This window comes from Mycobacterium sp. 236(2023), assembly GCF_029623955.1.
Classification (GTDB): domain Bacteria; phylum Actinomycetota; class Actinomycetes; order Mycobacteriales; family Mycobacteriaceae; genus Mycobacterium.
Genome location: NZ_JARSBP010000001.1, coordinates 307152 through 324943 on the forward strand (window position 1 = coordinate 307152; position 17792 = coordinate 324943).

The window sequence follows — 17792 nt, forward strand, 5'->3', positions numbered from 1 at the left end:
CTAGGGCAGGCCGGCGAGCACCTTGTCGAGCGTCACGGGCAGGTCGCGGACCCGCACTCCGGTCGCGTGATAGACGGCGTTGGCGACAGCTGCGGCCGCGCCGACGATGCCGATCTCACCGGCACCACGGGAACCCATCGGGTTGAGGTACTCGTCGACTTCGTCGAGCCAGATCGCTTCGATGTCAGCCACATCGGCGTGCGCGCTGATGTGGTAGGTCGCGAAATCCTGTGTGACGACATGGCCGAACCGCGGATCCCGCACGCTCTCCTCGTGCAACGCCATCGACAGGCCCATCGTCATCCCGCCGATCAACTGCGAACGCAGCGTGCGGGTGTTGATGGCCCGGCCCACCGAGAACACCCCGAGCATCCGCGGAACCCGGATCTCGCCGGTGAACCGGTTGACGCGGGCCTCGACGAAGTGGGCACCGAAGGACTGGACGACGACGCTGTCGGCGCCGGGATTCTCCGGCGCTTCCGCGGTCGTGGTCGCGCCGATCGTCGGGGGATCGCCGTGATCACGCCGAAACTGCTGTGCCGCAGCGACAACGGCCGAACCCCACGAGGTCATGCCCGACGATCCGCCGGCCACCGAGGCGGGCGGCAGGTCGGTGTCGCCGATCTGCAGCCGGATGGCGCCCAGTTCGCAGCCGAGTGCGTCCGCGGCGATCTGAGCCAGCGTCGTCCACGTCCCGGTGCCGATGTCGGCGGCGCCGATCGCCACGTCGAAGCGCCCTTCGGCGCTGTAGGTGATGCGGGCGGCGTTGCCCGGCATCGCCATTCCCGGGTAAGTCGACGACGCCACGCCCGTGCCCGAAAGCCATTCGCCCGACACGCGTTTCCCTGGTTCGGGATCACGGGACGCCCAGCCGAACCGTTCGGCGCCGACCTCCAGGCATTCCACGAGATGCCGTCCCGACCAGGGCTTGCCCGTTTCTGGATCCACCTTCGGGTCATTGCGGATGCGTAGCTGAATCGGGTCGATCCCGCTGGTGACCGCGAGTTCGTCCATCGCGACCTCGGCCGCGTAGGCGCCGGGGCACTCGCCCGGGGCCCGCATCCAGAACGGGATCGGGACGTCGAGCGCCGCCAGCCGGTGGGACGTCCTACGGTTCGGCGCGGCGTACATCTTGCGCGACGTCACCGCGGTCTGCTCGGCGAATTCCTTGACCTTCGAGGTCTGTTCGAGCACATCGTGCGCGATGGCCGTCAGCCGTCCGTCGGCGTCGGATCCCAACCGGATCCGCTGGATGGTCTGCGTGCGGTACCCGACGAGGGCGAACATCTGCTGGCGTGTCAGCGCCAGCTTCACCGGACGCCCGCCGGCCCGCTGAGCCGCCATCAGCGTCAGCACATCGTGGGCATGCGGCGCACCCTTGGAGCCGAATCCGCCACCGACATGCGGGGCGACGACGCGGAGCTGTTCGGGTTCGACGCCGAAGATCGGCGCCAGGGTCTTGCGCACGACATGCACGCCCTGTGTGGAGTCGTACATCGTGATCTGCGGCGTACCGCCGTCGGAGGTCCAGCGCGCGATGCAGGCATGCGGTTCCATCGGATTGTTGTGTTCGATGGGCGTCGTGTACGTCTGGTCGACTCTGAACACTGCGTCGGTCAGCGCCGTGTCGACATCACCGTCATCGGAATCCGGCGGATACGACGGGTTGACGGACTCCGGCGTGTACAGGCCGGGATGGTCGGCCCGAAGCTCGGCGTCATGAGGTTTCTCGAGGTACTCGACGTGAACGAGAGCCGCTGCCTCCCTGGCGATTTCAGCTGACTCCGCGACGACGCCACCGATCAGCTGTCCACGGAAATGGACCTCGGCGTCCTGCAGGATTGCAAGCTCACCGTCCGAGGTGTCCGCCAGTGCCGGCGCGTCGGACACCGTCAGGATGTCGAGCACTCCGTCGAGTTCGCGAGCGACGTTGGTGTCCATGGCGATGACGCGTCCCCGAGCGATGGTGGCCTGGATGGGATGCAGGTACGCGGGCGATTCGACGGCGTGCTCGTAGGCGTAGGTCGCACTTCCGGTGACTTTCGCGTGCCCGTCGTGGCGGGCGACCGGGGCGCCGATCGACTGTGGCTCCAGAATCGTCATCGGCGACCCCGTTCGGTGAGCATGCGGAGTTGCGCGATCAGCGTACGGCGGGTCAACTCCACCTTGAATTCGTTGCCCGGCAGCGGTTCCGCTCTCGACAGTTCGGCGTCGGCGGCCGAGGCGAACGTCTCGTCGCCGGCGATTGCGCCCGCGAGGATCTGCTCAGCCCTGCGAGCCCGCCACGGCTTGTGGGCGATGCCGCCCAACGCGATTCGGGCGGTCGCGATGGACTCACCGACGAAGCTGAGCTCGGCGGCCACCGATACGAGCGCGAACGCATAGGACGCGCGGTCGCGGACCTTGCGGTAATCGGCGACCGCGTTGTCCGGCGCAGGCGGTATCTCCACCGCGGTGATCAAGTCGCCGTGGCTGAGCACGGTGTCGCGATGCGGTTCGTCGCCGGGCAGCCGGTGGAATTCCGTTGCGGGAACCCGCCGTGGTCCTTCGGGGCCTTCCACGACGATCTGGGCGTCGAGGGCCGCCATCGCGACCGCCATGTCCGAGGGATGCGCAGCGACGCACTGGGGGGAGGCTCCGAGGATGGCGTGGTAGCGCGTGTATCCGCCCAGGGCTGAGCAACCGCTGCCGGGTTCACGCTTGTTGCACGGCGTCGTCACATCCTGGAAGTACACACACCGGGTGCGCTGCAACAGGTTTCCCGCGGTGGTTGCCGAGTTGCGCAGCTGCCCGGAAGCGCCGGAGAGCAAGGCGCGGGCCAGCATCGGGTAGTGCGACCGAATGACGGGGTGAGCCGCCAAGTCACTGTTGCGGACGTTGGCGCCGATCGAGACACCGCCGTCGTCGGTCAGCGTGACGTCGGTGAGGTCGAGCCGACTGACGTCGACGAGCAGATCGGGTTCTGCCACACCGAGTTTCATGTGGTCGACCAGATTGGTGCCGCCGGCGAGGTAAGCACCGTCGGGGTGGTCGGTCAGGACGGCGACCGCATCGGCCGGGCTGGTCGCGACGTGGTAGGCGAAGGGCTTCACTGGACTGCCGCCTTGCCGATGGCGCTGACGATGTTCGGATATGCCGCGCAGCGGCACAGGTTTCCGCTCATGCGTTCCCGGATCTCGTCAGCGGTGAGCTCCGGTGACGCTTCCAGATCGTCTGTGACGAAGCTCGGTGCGCCGGCCTTGACCTCGTCGAGCATGCCGACCGCCGAACAGATCTGGCCTGGTGTGCAGTACCCGCACTGGAATGCGTCCTCGTCCTGAAAGGCCTGCGCCACCGGATGCAGAGCTCCCTTGTCGCCGAGGCCCGCCGCGGTCGTGATGCGTTCGCCGTCGGCGGCGACGGCGAAAGTCAGGCAGCTGGTCAGCCGGCGACCGCCGACGAGGACGGTGCACGATCCGCATTGACCGTGATCGCACCCCTTCTTGGGCGCGGTCGCGCCGAGACGCTCTCGGAGGGCGTCGAGCAATGTCATCCGGTTGTCGACAGTCAATGTGTGCTGCTGTCCGTCGACTTCGAGGGTTACGTCAGAGGTGTGAATGGGCTGGTTCACGCTCGGCCGAATACCCGGGGCAAACCCCGCCAAACACTGGGGTCAGTGGCGGTGCTGCGGCGTCGCCAGCAGTGCGGCGATGCCCGTCGTCAGCGGTACCGACAGCGCCAACGCGATCCCGCCGACCGCCGAGCGCGCGATCTCGATGGCCACGCTCTCACTCGTCAGCACATCGCCCAGCGACCGGTTCGCGACGCTGAACAACAGCAGCAGCGGAAGAGCGCTGCCCGCGTACGCCAGCACCAGCGTGTAGACCGTCGACGCGATGTGATCGCGGCCGACCCGCATCGCCCCGACGAAGACCTCACGCCGTGACGAGCCGTCACCGAGCGCGGCGAGCTCGAACGCCGTCGACGCCTGCGTGACGGTGACGTCGTTGAGCACACCCAGCGAGCCGATGATGAACCCGGCCAGCAGCATGCCGGTGATCGACACATTGCCCAGGTACGCCGCCACCTCGTTGTTCTGGTCCTCGGACAGCCCGGTCAGATGTGTCAGTTCGATTGCCGCCCAAGACAACACGGCCGCCAGCAGCAGGGAGGCCAGCGTGCCCAGCAGAGCCGCGCTGGTCCGCAGGCTGACGCCGTGGGCCAGGTAGATCACGGCGTACAGGATCGCCGCCGACGCCACGAGAGCCACCGGGACGGCCGGACCGCCGTCACGCAGTGCAGGCAACAGGAAGACGACGAGCACGCCGAACGCGACGACGATGCCGACCAGCGCCCGCAGACCCCGCCACCGGGCCACCGCGACGATGACGACCGCGAAGACGAGCGCGAACGCCGCCAACGGCCACGCCCGCTCGAAGTCGTAGAACGCGTAGGTGGTGGTGCCCGCCTCGTCGACCTGGCGGCTGACCCGGATGTCGTCACCCACGGCCAGGCTCGGCTGGCCGGGCCCCACACCGATCTCCAGCAGCGTGTTGGCGCCCTGGTTGGGGCCGGAATCGATGGACACCAGCGACTGCACGCATTCGGCCCCCGCTCCCTCGGCGGGCAGCGGATCCGAGGTCAGGACCGCGCCGGCTGACGGACTGCCGCACGTCGCCGCGGTGCTGGACAGCACGTGGCCGGACTCGGTGGTGACGGCCCCGCCCGCGGAGTTCTGGAACGGTAGTGGGATGCCCGCCTTTTCGCCGCTGGGCCACAGCAGGGCGGCACCGATCAGGACCGCCACGCCGATCGCGACGAGCAGGCCCACGACGATCTTGGCGGCCAGCGGGCCCAGCGGTGACGGTCCGCTCAGCGAGTGCGAGTGTGAGTGCGTCACCCGGACAGGGTAGCGGCGGAAGAAATTGGTGACGGGCAGGCCAGTGCAGGCGCTTTAGCCTGAGGACATGGTCAGAAGCGCCGCCTGGCGGTCGGCATCGAAATTGTCCTTGAAAAGAGCTTACGAATCGGTTCTCGCCAACGAGGTCGTGCCGGCCCTGCAGCCCCACGGATTCATCAGATCGCAGAACAGCTTTCGTCGATCGCGCGGGCACCTGTACGACGTCATCAACTTCCAGCCCAACTGGAACAACAGCGTCACGCCCTGGTACGGATTCTTCGTCAACGTCGGAGTCGGATCCGTCGAGGTCGACCGGGCATGCCCCGGCCACGACCGAAACTTGCACCTTGCCGAGGGATTTCTGCTGGACCGGCGCTGGGAGCATCTCGTTCCCGAGGCGCCCTACGAGGTGCGGTTCGGTCACTCCACCGACATGGAGGCCTTCGCGGCGCTCCTGTGCGGAAACCTGGCCATGGTGCTCGGCGAAATCGAACGGATGCAGTCAACCCGCGAACTGGTCGAGTACGCCGTCGCCGACAACCTGTTGATCGCCTACGAGAAGACGTGCTGCTATCTGGCGGCGACGGGGGACGTCGACACCCTGAACCGCTATGTGGCGCGGCTGCACGACACCTTCGGGCATCAGGACCGCTGGGCGATCTTCAGCAGCAGGATCAGCGGGGCGACCGGCGCCAAGGCTACTGGCGGTAGCTGACGAGGAAGTTGCCGAGCCGCTCGATGGCGTTGGCCAGATCCCGCGCCCACGGCAGCGTCACGATGCGGAGGTGATCCGGTGTGGGCCAATTGAATCCGGTGCCCTGGGTGACGAGGATCTTCTCCTGCAGCAGCAGATCGAGGACCAACTGTTCGTCGTCGGCGACGTCGTAGACCTCGGGGTCCAGCCGCGGGAACGCATACAGTGCGCCTTCGGGTTTCACGCACGAGACGCCGGGGATCTCGTTGAGCTTCTCCCACGCGACGTCGCGCTGCTCCAGGAGACGCCCGCCCGGCAGGACCAGGTCGTCAATGCTCTGGTGTCCGCCGAGCGCCACCTGAATGGCGTGCTGCGCGGGAACATTCGGGCACAGCCGCATGTTGGCCAGCAGGCTGATGCCTTCGATGAAGCTGGTGGCGTGTTCCTTGGGGCCGGTGATGACCAGCCAGCCGGACCGGTAGCCGGCGACGCGGTAGGCCTTCGACAGCCCGTTAAAGGTCAGCGTCAACAGATCCGGCGCGAGCGATGCGAGCGCGATGTGCTCGGCGTCGTCGTAGAGGATCTTGTCGTAGATCTCGTCGGCCAGCAGCAGCAGTTGATGCTTGCGCGCCAATTCGACGATCTGCATGAGGTTTTCGCGTGTGTATACGGCGCCCGTCGGGTTGTTCGGGTTGATCACGACGATCGCCTTGGTGCGGTCGGTGATCTTGGATTCCATGTCGGCGATGTCGGGCTGCCAGCCCTGTGTCTCGTCGCACAGATAGTGCACCGGGGTGCCGCCGGCCAGCGACGTCGACGCGGTCCACAGCGGATAGTCGGGGGCGGGGATGAGCACCTGGTCGCCGTTGTCGAGCAGCGCCTGCAGGGTCATCGTGATGAGCTCGGAGACACCGTTGCCGAGGTAGACGTCGTCGATGTCGAAACGTGGGAATCCCTCGACGAGCTCGTACCGGGTGAAGACCGCGCGCCGCGCGCTGGCGATGCCCTTGGAATCGGAATAGCCCTGAGCGTGCGGCAATGCCTGGATGATGTCGCGCATGATCACGTCGGGCGCCTCGAAACCGAACGGCGCCGGATTGCCGATGTTGAGCTTGAGGATGCGGTGGCCTTCGGCCTCCAGGCGCGAGGCGTGCTCGTGTACGGGACCGCGGATCTCGTACAGGACATCCTGTAGCTTGCTGGATTGCGCGAACTCACGCTGACGCCCGTGCTGGCCACTACCTGTGTGCCAAGGCGCCTGATGCGTACTCATGCGGTCAAGTCTCCCACGGTTGTCCACGCGTTTTTCCGCCGTTGAGGTCACGATGGTCCGTCGAATGTACGGTTTCTGACGGAAATCGGCCGTATTTCGTCAGAAAGCGTGCACTCGGCGCGATGCCGTTGACCAGGCGTTACGCATATGTGGCCGACAGATTGACGTATTCGGTCCATTTCCGCTGGAAATCCTGGGGGCTCAACACTGTTTCCAGATGCCCGTCCACCGGACGGAAAAGGCCGGGGTCCAGCAGCGCCAGCGCCGCCGACTGATCCCAGAAGAGCGAGCGCCCGCCGTACCCGGAATGCTCCCAGGTGTCGATGGCCCACGAGTCGGGGTGGTTCAGCAGGACCTGTTTGACGGTGTTGGGCAGCCCGACGGGCCCGAGCGCCTCGACCATGGCCCGATTCGGGCCGTGCACCGTGCCGGCGCAACCCGCCGTGTTGGGGGTCAGATCGCAATCAGTGTGCGGCACATCGACATAGCTCGTGTCCAGGCCCGGAAGTTGTTCGTGGAAGGCGGTTTCGCACGCCGACGCGTCGAACCCGCAGTTGAACGACTCCGCTGCGTCGAGTTCCGAAACGCCAACGGGTGGTCGGCCCTGAATGACGACCCGGCCGATCTTCGGCCGGATCGCCGGGGCGTAATCGACGAAGGAGGTGACGGGCCCGATGACGAGGACGTCCACCTGGCGGCAGCCTGCGACGGCGTCGACCACCTGCTGCACGTAATCGGCGCGCGCCGGGGTGGGTGGCAGGGCGGCAGGAAAGAAGTTGTTCAGCCGGTTCATCAGGGCACGAAAGACCGGGACGAAATCTCCGAACGTCGTCGCAACGTCGGCTTCTGGTCGGTCCGCACCACCGCCCACGACCATGGGAATGGGACTTTGACCCGGCTCCGCGAGCAGACGGTTGATGGCCGAGGCGCCCTGGCCCGGCAACGTGAACCCTTCCGTCGTCACGACCGCGGCGACGTGACGCGCACCCACGACCATCGGGATCGCCATCATGTCGTCGATGTCGACATCGGTGTCGATGACGACGCACGAATCAGTTGGTGTGGCGCCGGCGATGCCCGGGGAGAACATCGCCGACGCCACAAGTGCCGCAGCGGCCAGCAGCTTCGGCAGGCGCGCCATTACGCGGAGGTTCGGCTACTTGCGGCCGGGGCGACGGGCGCCCTTGGCGATCCCCAGACCCTTGACGGGCGGTTCGTCACCGACAACGCGCGCCTCACCGTTACCCGACCCGTCGGAGGCTGGCTCCGGCGTGGACTCGGGCTCGGGTGCCGCTTCGGGCTCGGGTTCCGGCTCCGACTCAGCCTCCGGCTCGGGAGCCGGTTCCGACTTGGGCGCGGGCGCCGCAGCGGGAGTGGCCTTCTTCGCGCCGGGGCGACGTGCGCCCGCCGCGATGCCGAGCCCCTTGACCTCGGGCTCGGGCTTGGGAGCTTCGGGCTCTGCCGAAGCCTCTGAAGGTGCTTCTGCCGCAGGCGCTTCCGCGGGCTCTTCGGAAGGTGCCTCGGCCGGCTTGGCGGGAGCGGCCTTCTTCGCACCGGGACGGCGTGCACCCGTGGCGATGCCGAGGCCCTTGACCTCGGGTTCCGGCTTGGGCGCTTCGGGCTCTGAAGCTTCTGAAGATGCTTCTGACGCAGCCGTTTTCGCAGGTGCAGCTGCTGCGGCGGGTGCCTTCTTGGCCCCGGGACGGCGAGCGCCACCGGCAATGCCGAGCCCCTTGACCTCAGGTTCGGCTTTGGCGGGAGCCTCCGTGGCTTCTTCGGCGGGAGCAGCGGCCGCCGGGGCAGCCTTCTTGGCGCCGGGACGCTTCGCGCCGCCTGCGATGCCCAGGCCCTTGGCCGGTGCCGCCTCGGCCGCCGGCTTCTCCTCGGCCGTCGCGGACTTCTTCGCGCCGGGACGCTTCGCGCCGCCGGCCACGCCGAGACCGGTGACGGGCTTGGATTCCGTCGCCGTGGACGCCGTGGATGCCTTCGCCTCCGAAGCCTCCGCTGGGGCGGCTTCTTCCTCGGCCTCGACCTCTTCGTCGACCTCGGCAGGCGCCTCGGCGGCGATCTTCGCCGCACGCTCTTCGGCTTCCTTTGCCGCCGTGCCCTTTTCGGGGAGTGTGAAGGTGCTCTTGTCCAGCGAGCCGAGCAGCAGCTGGGCCACGTCGAGGACCTCGACCTTTTCGATGTCCCTGGTGGCCGCGACGTCGTCGACGCCGTCGGTCATCATCACGCGGCAGAACGGGCAACCCGTCGCGATCGCCGATGCGCCGGTGTCGACTGCTTCTTCGGTGCGCTCGGTGTTGACGCGCTTGCCGATGTGCTCTTCCATCCACATCCGGGCGCCGCCCGCGCCGCAGCACAAGCCACGGTCAGCGTGGCGCGGCATCTCGGTCAGCTTCGCGCCGGACGCACCGATCAGCTCACGCGGAGCCGAGTACTCCTTGTTGTGGCGACCCAGATAACACGGGTCGTGGTAGGTGATGTCCTGCTGATCGGTCGCCTTGACCGGGATCAGCTTCTTGTCGCGCACCAGGCGGTTCAGCAGCTGGGTGTGGTGCAGGACGGTGTAGTTGCCGCCAAGCTGCGGGTACTCGCGGCCGAGGGTGTTGAAGCAGTGCGGGCACGTCACGACGACCTTGCGGTCGACCCGCTCGACGCCCTCGAACAGCTCGCTGAGCGTCTCGACGTTCTGGGCAGCGAGCTGCTGGAACAGGAACTCGTTGCCGGACCGGCGGGCGGAGTCGCCGTTGCACGTCTCGCCCTCGCCCAGCACCAGGTACTTCACGCCCGCCGCGGACAGCAGTTCAGCGACGGCCTTGGTGGTCTTCTTGGCGCGGTCCTCGTAGGCGCCGGCGCAACCGACCCAGAACAGGTACTCGAACCCGTCGAAGCTCTCGACATCCTTGCCGTAGACCGGCACGTCGAAGTCGACCTCGTCGATCCAGTTGGTGCGGTCCTTGGAGTTCTGGCCCCAGGGGTTGCCCTTGTTCTCCAGGTTCTTGAACAGCACGCCGAGCTCGCCGGGGAACTCGGATTCCATCATGACCTGGTAGCGGCGCATGTCGACGATGTGGTCGATGTGCTCGATGTCGACCGGGCACTGCTCGACGCAGGCACCACACGTGGTGCAGGACCACAGCACGTCCGGGTCGATGACACCGCCCTGCTCGAGGGTGCCGACCAGCGGCCGCAGCGCCTGCTCGGGACCCGAGCCCATGATCCGCTCGAACCCGGACTCGGGTACGTGATCGTGCGAGTGCTCTTCGTCGTGCTTCTCGCCGCCGAGGTCCTCGCCGAGCCCACCCTCGGGCGTGCTCTCCAGCGGGGACGGCTTCTCGCCGAGGATGTACGGGGCCTTCGCGAACATGTGGTCGCGAAGGTTCATGATCACGAGCTTCGGCGACAGTGGCTTGCCGGTATTCCAGGCCGGGCACTGCGACTGGCAGCGCCCGCACTCGGTGCAGGTCGTGAAGTCGAGGTAGCCCTTCCAGGTGAAGTCCTCGATCTTCCCGCGGCCGAGCACGGCGTCCTCGGCGGGATCCTCGAAGTCGACGAGCTCGCCCTTGGACTCGACGGGCAGCAGCGGGCCCAGGCCGTTGGGCATGCGCTTGAACGTGACGTTGACCGGGGCCAGACCGATGTGCAGGTGCTTGGAGTGCAGCACGATCAGCAGGAAGATCAGCATGATCGCGATGTGGCCGAGCAGCGCGACGGTCTCGATCCACTCGTTGGCGGTCTCGCCGAGCGGGTGCATCAGCCAGCCCATGGAGTGGGAGAAGAATGCGGCCCAGTTGTAGGGCAGGGTGCCCAGGGCGGCCGCGGCGCCGCGGACCAGGGCGTAGGTCCAGATGACGTTGAAGATCATGAACAGGATCAGCCAGGCGCCGCCGGTGTGGGAGCCGTAGAAGCGGGAGTCGCGGCCGTGCTTCTTCGGTTCGCGGACGATGCGGATGATCGCGAACGTGGTGATGCCGAGCAGTACGGCGAGGGCGAAGAAGTCCTGCAGGAAGCCGAGGATCGGCCAAGTGCCGATGATCGGGATGTGGAAGTGCCGGTCGAAGAGCAGGCCGAAGGCCTCGACGTAGACCGAGCCGAGGATGAAGAAGCCCCACATGGTGAAGAAGTGCGCGACGCCCGCGACGGACCAGCGCAGCAGGCGGGTTTGCCCGAAGACCTCTTCGAATTGCGTGGTGATGCGCTTCTTGAGGTTGTCCTTGCGGTTGTTGGATTCGCTCAACGGTTGCCCGGAGCGGATCAACGAGGTCAGCCAGAGCACGCGTTTGACCGCGAAGACGCCGACGATCACCGTCATCAGGCCACCGACAATCAGCCTGACCAGTATGTGGGTGTCCACGCTAGCCTCCGGTTTTCTTGTTACCCGTGGGTAACTTAGAGTATGTTACTCGAGAGTAACTTAAGCTCGGTGCCTGCTCATAGTTACATCACGCCGCAAAATAGCGCTACGAAGGATGACCTAACTAACCCGGTTAGATGGGTCAGGAGCCGGTCGCGGCGTCCAATTGAGCCCGCAACATCGACAGCATTTCCGACCGTGATTCCGCACCAAGGCGCCGTCGGATGCGGGCCACATGGTGCTCCACGGTCTTTGCCGAAATGAAGAGCTGAGAGCCGATCTCGCGATATGGCATGCCCTGCAAAAGAAGTTCTGCAACCTCGCGTTCCCTGTCCGACAGGTGCGCCGCGCCCCGCCGGGCTACTACCCGCGGCGGTGGTGCGACATCGGTCCCATCAGCGACCGGTATGGCCGCTGCGGGGTCGGTGGACGCGACCGACTGCTTGAGGTCGCGGGCCAGCTGCAGCATTGCCTGCGACACCCGAGGGTCGGTCGTCTGCAGCGCGGCCTGACCGGCCAGGCGCGTCGCGTCCCACGTGTGTCCGTACTGGGCAAGACCCCGGGCCGCCGCACCCACCTCTTCGGCATCGACATGATTGGCCAGGACGCGAAGCCACGTGCGACCTGCGTTGGCCAGGGCTTTCGCGAACGAACTCCGGGGTGCGGCGGCTGTCAGCGCCTGACCGTGCGGCGCGACAGCGTCGGGTGCGTTGGCCAGGATGCCCGCGTGTACCCCGGCCCAGTGCAGTGGCACCGACCACAGCACCGGGTCTCCGAGCGCGGTGAGCAGACCGAACGCGTCGTCGAGGACGTGTTGCAGCTGATCGACCTGCCGCATGCGGGCCGCCGCGACCCACAGCTCACCGAGCGGCAACAACGCGAACAGATCCGCCGAACTCTCGGCCAGCACCTCCATCGCCGAATACCAGTGTTTCTGCATTGCCCCGCTGTCGCCGCCTCGTCGCGCGATGCCGGTGTGTAGCGCCGCGGCCCACAACGCGTCCCTGCGGTGCGGCTCCGCGCGGTCGACGGAGTCGACCGTCGCCGCTGCCGCGGCGAATTGGCCGTCCTGCATGTGCGACCACGCCAGCAGCAGGCGGTGGCGGTGCGTGACGAAGATCGCATCGGAGCGCTCGGGCTGCCCGTCGGAGAGGACGGCACGCCCGATGACGCTGCGCGCCCGCACCGGATCGCCGCTGTGCAGCGCCGCGAGCGTCACCAGCGCGGCGGGCGTATCGGGGAGGACCCCGCCGCCGACACCGTCGGCGTTGATCGACTGGCTCAGCCGCGCGATCGCGACCGGATACGGCTGGTCGAGCGTCATCACCAGACCTTCGGTGACGCTGCGGGCCGCCCGCGCCACCGACGTCGGCGGACCGGACGGCGACTCTTCGCAGGTCGCCCTCGCCGCGGTGGCATCACCGGCAGCCAGGGCGGCGATCGTCGCCGCGGCAGCAACACCGGCATCAGGGGTGGGGCCGAGCCAGCGGAACAGGTCCGCGGCCTGCGCCGCGGCTCCGTCGTGCATCGCGATGCTGGCCGCAATGCGCACTGCCGCGGCGCGCTCAGCGGGATCCGGGGAGGCGAGCAGGCCGTCGCTCAAGCGGGCCGCGGTTGCGCAGTCGCCCGTCATTGCCAGGGCGTCGGCAAGGTGAGCGCTCAACTCGGTGGCGCCGGCATCTGCCGCGGCGCGATAGAGGCGCGCCGCACGTGCAGGGTGACCGTGGTTGCGCGCGGCGAACCCGGTCAGCGCGGTGGCGAGCCGATCGTCGCGCAGACCGTGCTCGGCCATCCGCAGGGCCAGCTCGGGGGTCAGCGTCGACAGCTCGAGCTGAGAATGCAGCACCGACACCTCGATGTCGTGATGTCTTGCCGCACCGGCGATCTGGGCAATTCCGTCGTGCACCATGCGAAGAAAGATCGATGGCTGAGACGGCTCGGTCAAGCCGCCCGCCCGTGCCCTGTCGACCGCCGCCAGCGCCGTCTGCGGGGACATCCGCAGCGCCGCCGCGACATCGTCGGGCCCGAGCCCGCTACTCAGCGAGATGACGAGCAACGTGTCGAGAAGTTCCTCGTCGAGATGCCGGAGCCGGTCGATCAGGGCGAACCGGGCGGCTTGGCGCACCGCGGCCGCGCCGTCCGCGACCATCGGCAGAACCGCGCGCAGCAGGAACGGAAAGCCTCCCGTCGCAACGCTGACTGCGCGCATCAGATCCGGCCCGACCGGGGTGCCCAGTGCCGTCGCCGTGGCGCGGGCCACCTCGACGGGCGGCAGCGGGGTCAGCACTGTCGCGGGGTTCTCCCGTTCCAGCGCGACGAACAGACGCCGAAGGCTCGCGCGGTGCGCGAGCGGCTGGGCCGCGACAACGACGGTCGAGCCGGGATCGGCGAGAAGCTCTGTCAGCCGGTCGATTTCGGCGTCGTCGAGTAGATCGGCATCGTCGACGACGACCGCGGCGTCCCCGGGCCGGGACAGCACCTGACGTCCGGCCGACCGGAAGGACGCGCGGACCGCGGCCAGCACCGTCGACTTGCCGGTGCCGACACCGCCGGTGATCAACAGCTTGGTCGATGCACCCGGATCGGCGTCGACGGCCGCGATCGCCTCCCGGGCCGCCGGCAACAGCTCCATCGCGAGGTCAGGCGCCGCCGTCGGGAACGACCGTCGTGATGATCGGCTCAGGGTCGACGGTCGGCTCGGGCTCGGGCTCCGGAGCCGCGGTCGTCGTCGGAGGCTGCGTCGTGGTCGGCGGTTGCGTCGTGGTCGGCGGCGTCGTCGTGGTTCGCGTCGTCGTCGTAGTGGGCGTGGTGGTTGTCGTCGTGGTGGTCGTCGTCGTTGTCGTGGTGGTCGACGACGTCGTCGACGGTGTGGTTGTCGTCGTTGTCGACGACGGGGGAGGCGGCGGGGGCTGGCTGACGGTGGTGGTCGCGATGCCGTCCGGTCCGACGGTCACAGTGGTGACCGGCGGAGGCAACTCGGCGGGCGTCGTCTCGGCAGGCGTCGTCGACGCGGTCTCTGTGACGGTCTCCGAGCTACCGTCGGAGCCCGTCAACGTGATCGCCAGGCCGCCGACGGCGAGAAGTGCTGCCGCAGCTGCCAATCCGAACAGCAGCGGCGGCCGTTTGTACCAAGGCAGCGGTGCGGGCTCGTCGCGGTACCCGTCATCGTCAGGGCCGAACGAGACGGGCGGTCGGGCCGCAGTTCCCGCGGGGTCGGCATAGCCCGATGTCGTGTAGTCGGCGCCGGTGTAGGGCGTCGGATCCGCGACCGCGTCGTCGTCCTGCGACCACGCCAGCGCACCGCCCGCTTCGGGCACGGCCGGGCCGAATGCGGTCGGCATGTCCGCCGCGGGCCCCATCGCGGTGGGCATGTCGGCGGCGGCGGCCATCCCGGTAGGCGCCATGCCCGTCGGTGCATCACCCTCGAGGCTCTGGTTGGCGACGAGTGCCGCTCCCGCCGCGATATTGAGCGCCGCTTGTGGCGTCGTGACGACCTGCGCGCGCAGCTGTTCTGAGAGTTGTTGCGTCACAAGCGGTATCGCGGCGCCACCACCGACCGTGGCTATCGCCGAAATATGTTGCGCTGCAACACCATTGCTCTCAAGCGTGTCGCCGATGGCGTTCAGCAGGCCGTCGAGCTGGGCGCCGATCAGCTGCTCCAACTCGGGCCGCGTCACCCTGACGTCGGAGCGGAAACCCGGCAGGTCGACCGGGACGGCCGTGGCGGTTTCGGCCGACAGCCGCTCCTTGGCGGCGCGGCACTCGTCACGCAACCGGGTGAGTGGTCCCACCGCGGCGGTGCCCGACGTGTCGGCGGCATTGCTGTCGGCGACCCCGGCGAGCACATGGTCAAGCAGCGCCCGGTCGATGCCGTCTCCGGAGAAGTCGGCGTAGCGCACCGTCTGCCCGACGGGAACGAGGTTGGCGCCGGCATCGGCGAGCGTGACGCTCGACCCGCTGCCGCCGAGATCGACGAGAACGATCACGCCACTGCTCGGCAGCCCCGGCGAGGCCTTCAGCGCGGCGAGTGCGGCCTCCGAATCGGGGATCAGCGTGGCGGGCACGCCGCCGGGTGACAGGCTCGGCACCGTGCGAATGGCCCCGCGCAGCGCCCCGACGACGCCGGGACCCCAGTACGACGGCACCGCGATGGTGACCGGCGAACCACCGTCGACGAGGCGGGTCATCGCGTCGAGTGCGGCGGCCAGCACCTGCTCCCCGCGATGAGAGGTGCCATCGGCAGCGACGAGCGGCACCGGGTCTCCGACCCGCTCGACGAAGCCGCTCAGGACGATTCCCGAGTCGAGGGACTCCCCGACCTGACCAGGCTGGCCGGCGGTCAAGGTGATGATGGAGCGGCGTGTCACGGGCGCGCGGCCAACGCGGGCCGCGACAAGATTGGTCGTCCCGATCGACAACCCCAGCGGTTCGGTCATGGGCGGCGTCTCTCCTGTCTGGGCGGTGACAACCATAGCGGCTTCAGGCCCCCGGGCCAGGGATATCCCCTAGTGTGGCGAAACCCCTAACGCGAGATCCCCTAACGTCGGCAGGAACTCGCTGGGCTAAGCACCGATCCTGGCCTCCGGTCCGCGTCGATAGCATCGTGGTCGAGATTGCAGACTCGGGCGACCGGGGAAGGTATGGCTGTGGCGAATTCGCTCCTTGACTTCGTGATGTCGCTGGTGCGCGATCCCGAGATCGCCGCGCGCTACGACGCCGACCCCGCCCAAGCTATCGCGGACGCCGGCCTCGACGACGTGACGAGTGCCGACGTCGCGAACCTGGTTCCGCTGGTATCGGAGTCTGTTTCCATGGTCGCGCCCATCCAGCAGGCCGACAACATCTGGGCCAGCGGCGCTGCGACCTCGGCGTTCGATGCTTTCGGGGCGATCGATGCGGTCGAGGCGCCCGCGTTCGACCGTACGATTTCACACGATTCGGTGATCCACGCCGACGTCGGACCCGGCGCGGACCCCCTCGACCATGAGACCTTCGGCGACGGCTATGACACCACCGGTGTCGACGACAGCGCACTGACGATCGACGACGCTGCCCCGGATGCAGCGGATGCCCCGGGCGTACTGCCTGTGGACCTGGATGATCTGCGCGATGCCGTTATCGACGCCGATCCGGCCGACGACAGCTTCGACATCTTCAGCTAATTACTCGTCGCGTGTAGGGAAATCACCCGATTCATTTGCCTCCATCCCGTAATAGCGTGGTTGCGTGCGCGTTTACCGCTGGTCAGGGAGCGTTGACGTGGCGCGATGCGTTCTCGATATTGCGTGTGCGAAAAGAGGTGAGATCTGCCCCCCGGGTGCCCCCTAATCCCCTAATGGGGATCGTTAGGTAGCCCGCAACGACAGTGTCCGAGGAGGGGTTTGCGCCCCATTTCATCTAGCGCCGAAGCCTCATAGCGTTCTCACCAGTTCACCGGAACACACCGGGCAACCGAAACTTCACACAGAAGGAAACGACAATGGCGAACCTCATCGACTACATCCTGGATCTCTTCCGCAGCCCGGAGGCGGCGGCCGCCTACGTGGCCGACCCCGAAGGCGCGATGCGCGACGCCGGTGTGCCGCCGGTGAGCCCGGCCCAGTTCCAGGCAGTTGCAGCTGCTGCCGCGCCTGCCGGCGTGGTGATGGGCGGCGGTGACCCGGTCGTCGGCCTGCAGCGCGCGGTCGCCGATCACCACCAGGTGGCGCAGAACTTTGCCTCACCTTTCTCTCCGCAGACCAACTTCGCACCCGCCACTGAGGTCGCCAGCCGCAACAACACCGACCTAGCCAGCCATAACCCGATCGCGAGCAACAACGACACCTCCCTCCTGAGCCCCCAGCAGTCTTCGGGCGCGAACTCACAGCAGGGCGGCTTCAACCTCGGCTTCGGTGACATCACCTTCGGTGACAAGACGACCCAGACCGCCACCGACGGCGGCGTCGTGGTCGGCGGCGACAGCAGCGGGGGCATCGCCAGCGGTGAGGGAGCGGTGTCCTCCGGCGCCGGCAGCGTCACCGGCGACGTGCTGACGGGAGACCGGTCGGTGCAGGGCGACAACAACTCCGGCACCAGCACCGGTGACGTCAGTACCGGCGCGGGCTCCAACGTCAACATCGGCGAGGGCGACATCGATGATCGCGGGACAACCGTCACCGGTGGCGGCGACAACATCCAGGGCAATGAGGGTCCGGTCATCAACGACAACGACATGAGCGGCGGCGGTGGCGGCAATGCCAGCGGCGGCGACGGCGGCGGCGGCCTGCTCGGCATCGGTAACGGTGGTGGCTCCGGCGGCAACGCCGGCGGCGGCTCCGGCGGAAGCATCATCCTGACCGACAATTCCGATAACTCCGTCGGCGGCAACCAGAACACCACGACCGTCGAGGGAAGCGTGTCCGGTAGCGGCGGCATCGACAACTCGGACAACTCGGGTCAGGACAACTCGGACAACCGGGACATGTCGGACAACCGGGACATGTCGGACAACCGAGACATGTCGGACAACCGGGACATGTCCGAGCACGATCAGGTTCAGGTCGACACAGAGGTGGATGCAAGCCTGCTCTTCTGATCGACGACGCGAACG

At 67.7% G+C, this 17792-nt stretch carries 12 protein-coding genes; 3 read left to right on the forward strand and 9 right to left on the reverse strand.

The window, feature by feature from the left end; genetic code table 11:
- From P9A17_RS01455 to P9A17_RS01470, 4 genes are read right to left on the reverse strand one after another with little or no spacing between them, the layout of a single operon-like run.
- A complete protein-coding gene (locus P9A17_RS01455; protein ID WP_278036816.1) occupies positions 1-2103 on the reverse strand; it encodes a xanthine dehydrogenase family protein molybdopterin-binding subunit in 2103 nt (700 codons plus the stop codon).
- Positions 2100-3092, reverse strand: coding sequence for a xanthine dehydrogenase family protein subunit M (locus P9A17_RS01460; protein ID WP_278036817.1), 993 nt, complete (start codon positions 3090-3092; stop codon positions 2100-2102). Before P9A17_RS01460 ends, P9A17_RS01455 begins: the two co-directional genes overlap by 4 nt.
- On the reverse strand, positions 3089-3610 hold the full coding sequence (locus P9A17_RS01465) for a 2Fe-2S iron-sulfur cluster-binding protein (protein ID WP_278036818.1): 522 nt from the start codon (positions 3608-3610) through the stop codon (positions 3089-3091). The genes P9A17_RS01460 and P9A17_RS01465 overlap by 4 nt, the downstream gene beginning before the upstream one ends.
- A gap of 42 nt (positions 3611-3652) precedes the next feature.
- The gene (locus P9A17_RS01470) at positions 3653-4879 is read right to left on the reverse strand and encodes a YibE/F family protein (RefSeq protein ID WP_278036819.1); all 1227 of its coding nucleotides are present in this window, start codon (positions 4877-4879) and stop codon (positions 3653-3655) included.
- A 67-nt stretch (positions 4880-4946) separates the two neighbouring features.
- Between P9A17_RS01470 and P9A17_RS01475 the strand changes: the two genes are divergently transcribed.
- Complete coding sequence (locus P9A17_RS01475) at positions 4947-5594, forward strand: DUF4304 domain-containing protein (RefSeq protein ID WP_278036820.1); 648 nt, start codon at positions 4947-4949, stop codon at positions 5592-5594.
- Here the strand turns inward: P9A17_RS01475 and P9A17_RS01480 are convergent.
- The 5 genes from P9A17_RS01480 to P9A17_RS01500 all read right to left on the reverse strand — a co-directional run bounded on the left by P9A17_RS01480 (position 5578) and on the right by P9A17_RS01500 (position 15639).
- On the reverse strand, positions 5578-6873 hold the full coding sequence (locus P9A17_RS01480) for a pyridoxal phosphate-dependent aminotransferase (protein WP_278037008.1): 1296 nt from the start codon (positions 6871-6873) through the stop codon (positions 5578-5580). The two genes, P9A17_RS01475 and P9A17_RS01480, sit on opposite strands and share 17 nt — an antisense overlap.
- 112 nt (positions 6874-6985) lie before the next feature.
- Complete coding sequence (locus tag P9A17_RS01485; protein WP_278036821.1) at positions 6986-7987, reverse strand: nucleoside hydrolase; 1002 nt, start codon at positions 7985-7987, stop codon at positions 6986-6988.
- Between the two features lie 15 nt (positions 7988-8002).
- On the reverse strand, positions 8003-11203 hold the full coding sequence (locus P9A17_RS01490) for a (Fe-S)-binding protein (RefSeq protein ID WP_278036822.1): 3201 nt from the start codon (positions 11201-11203) through the stop codon (positions 8003-8005).
- Positions 11204-11345: 142 nt separating this feature from the next.
- Positions 11346-13835 carry an isoniazid response ATPase/transcriptional regulator IniR gene (gene iniR, locus P9A17_RS01495; RefSeq protein ID WP_278036823.1) on the reverse strand — a complete coding sequence of 830 codons (2490 nt, stop codon included), beginning with the start codon at positions 13833-13835 and terminating at the stop codon, positions 11346-11348.
- A gap of 7 nt (positions 13836-13842) precedes the next feature.
- Positions 13843-15639 (reverse strand): Hsp70 family protein, encoded by a 1797-nt coding sequence (locus P9A17_RS01500; protein WP_278036824.1) that lies wholly within the window; start codon positions 15637-15639, stop codon positions 13843-13845.
- Between the two features lie 210 nt (positions 15640-15849).
- On the opposite strand from P9A17_RS01500, the gene P9A17_RS01505 reads away from it, so the two are divergent.
- Both P9A17_RS01505 and P9A17_RS01510 read left to right on the forward strand, forming a co-directional pair.
- On the forward strand, positions 15850-16365 hold the full coding sequence (locus tag P9A17_RS01505) for an Rv0340 family IniB-related protein (protein WP_278036825.1): 516 nt from the start codon (positions 15850-15852) through the stop codon (positions 16363-16365).
- 317 nt (positions 16366-16682) lie between these two features.
- On the forward strand, positions 16683-17777 hold the full coding sequence (locus tag P9A17_RS01510) for an IniB N-terminal domain-containing protein (protein WP_278036826.1): 1095 nt from the start codon (positions 16683-16685) through the stop codon (positions 17775-17777).
- Positions 17778-17792 lie beyond the last annotated feature (15 nt).

Excerpts from the sequence above, each read along its gene's own strand:
- P9A17_RS01455 (WP_278036816.1), bottom strand. The coding sequence starts at position 2,103 with ATGACGATTCTGGAGCCACAGTCGATCGGCGCCCCGGTCGCCCGCCAC.
- P9A17_RS01475 (WP_278036820.1), top strand. The coding sequence starts at position 4,947 with ATGGTCAGAAGCGCCGCCTGGCGGTCGGCATCGAAATTGTCCTTGAAA.
- P9A17_RS01485 (WP_278036821.1), bottom strand. The coding sequence starts at position 7,987 with ATGGCGCGCCTGCCGAAGCTGCTGGCCGCTGCGGCACTTGTGGCGTCG.
- iniR (WP_278036823.1), bottom strand. The coding sequence starts at position 13,835 with ATGGAGCTGTTGCCGGCGGCCCGGGAGGCGATCGCGGCCGTCGACGCC.
- P9A17_RS01500 (WP_278036824.1), bottom strand. The coding sequence starts at position 15,639 with ATGACCGAACCGCTGGGGTTGTCGATCGGGACGACCAATCTTGTCGCG.
- P9A17_RS01510 (WP_278036826.1), top strand. The coding sequence starts at position 16,683 with ATGGCGAACCTCATCGACTACATCCTGGATCTCTTCCGCAGCCCGGAG.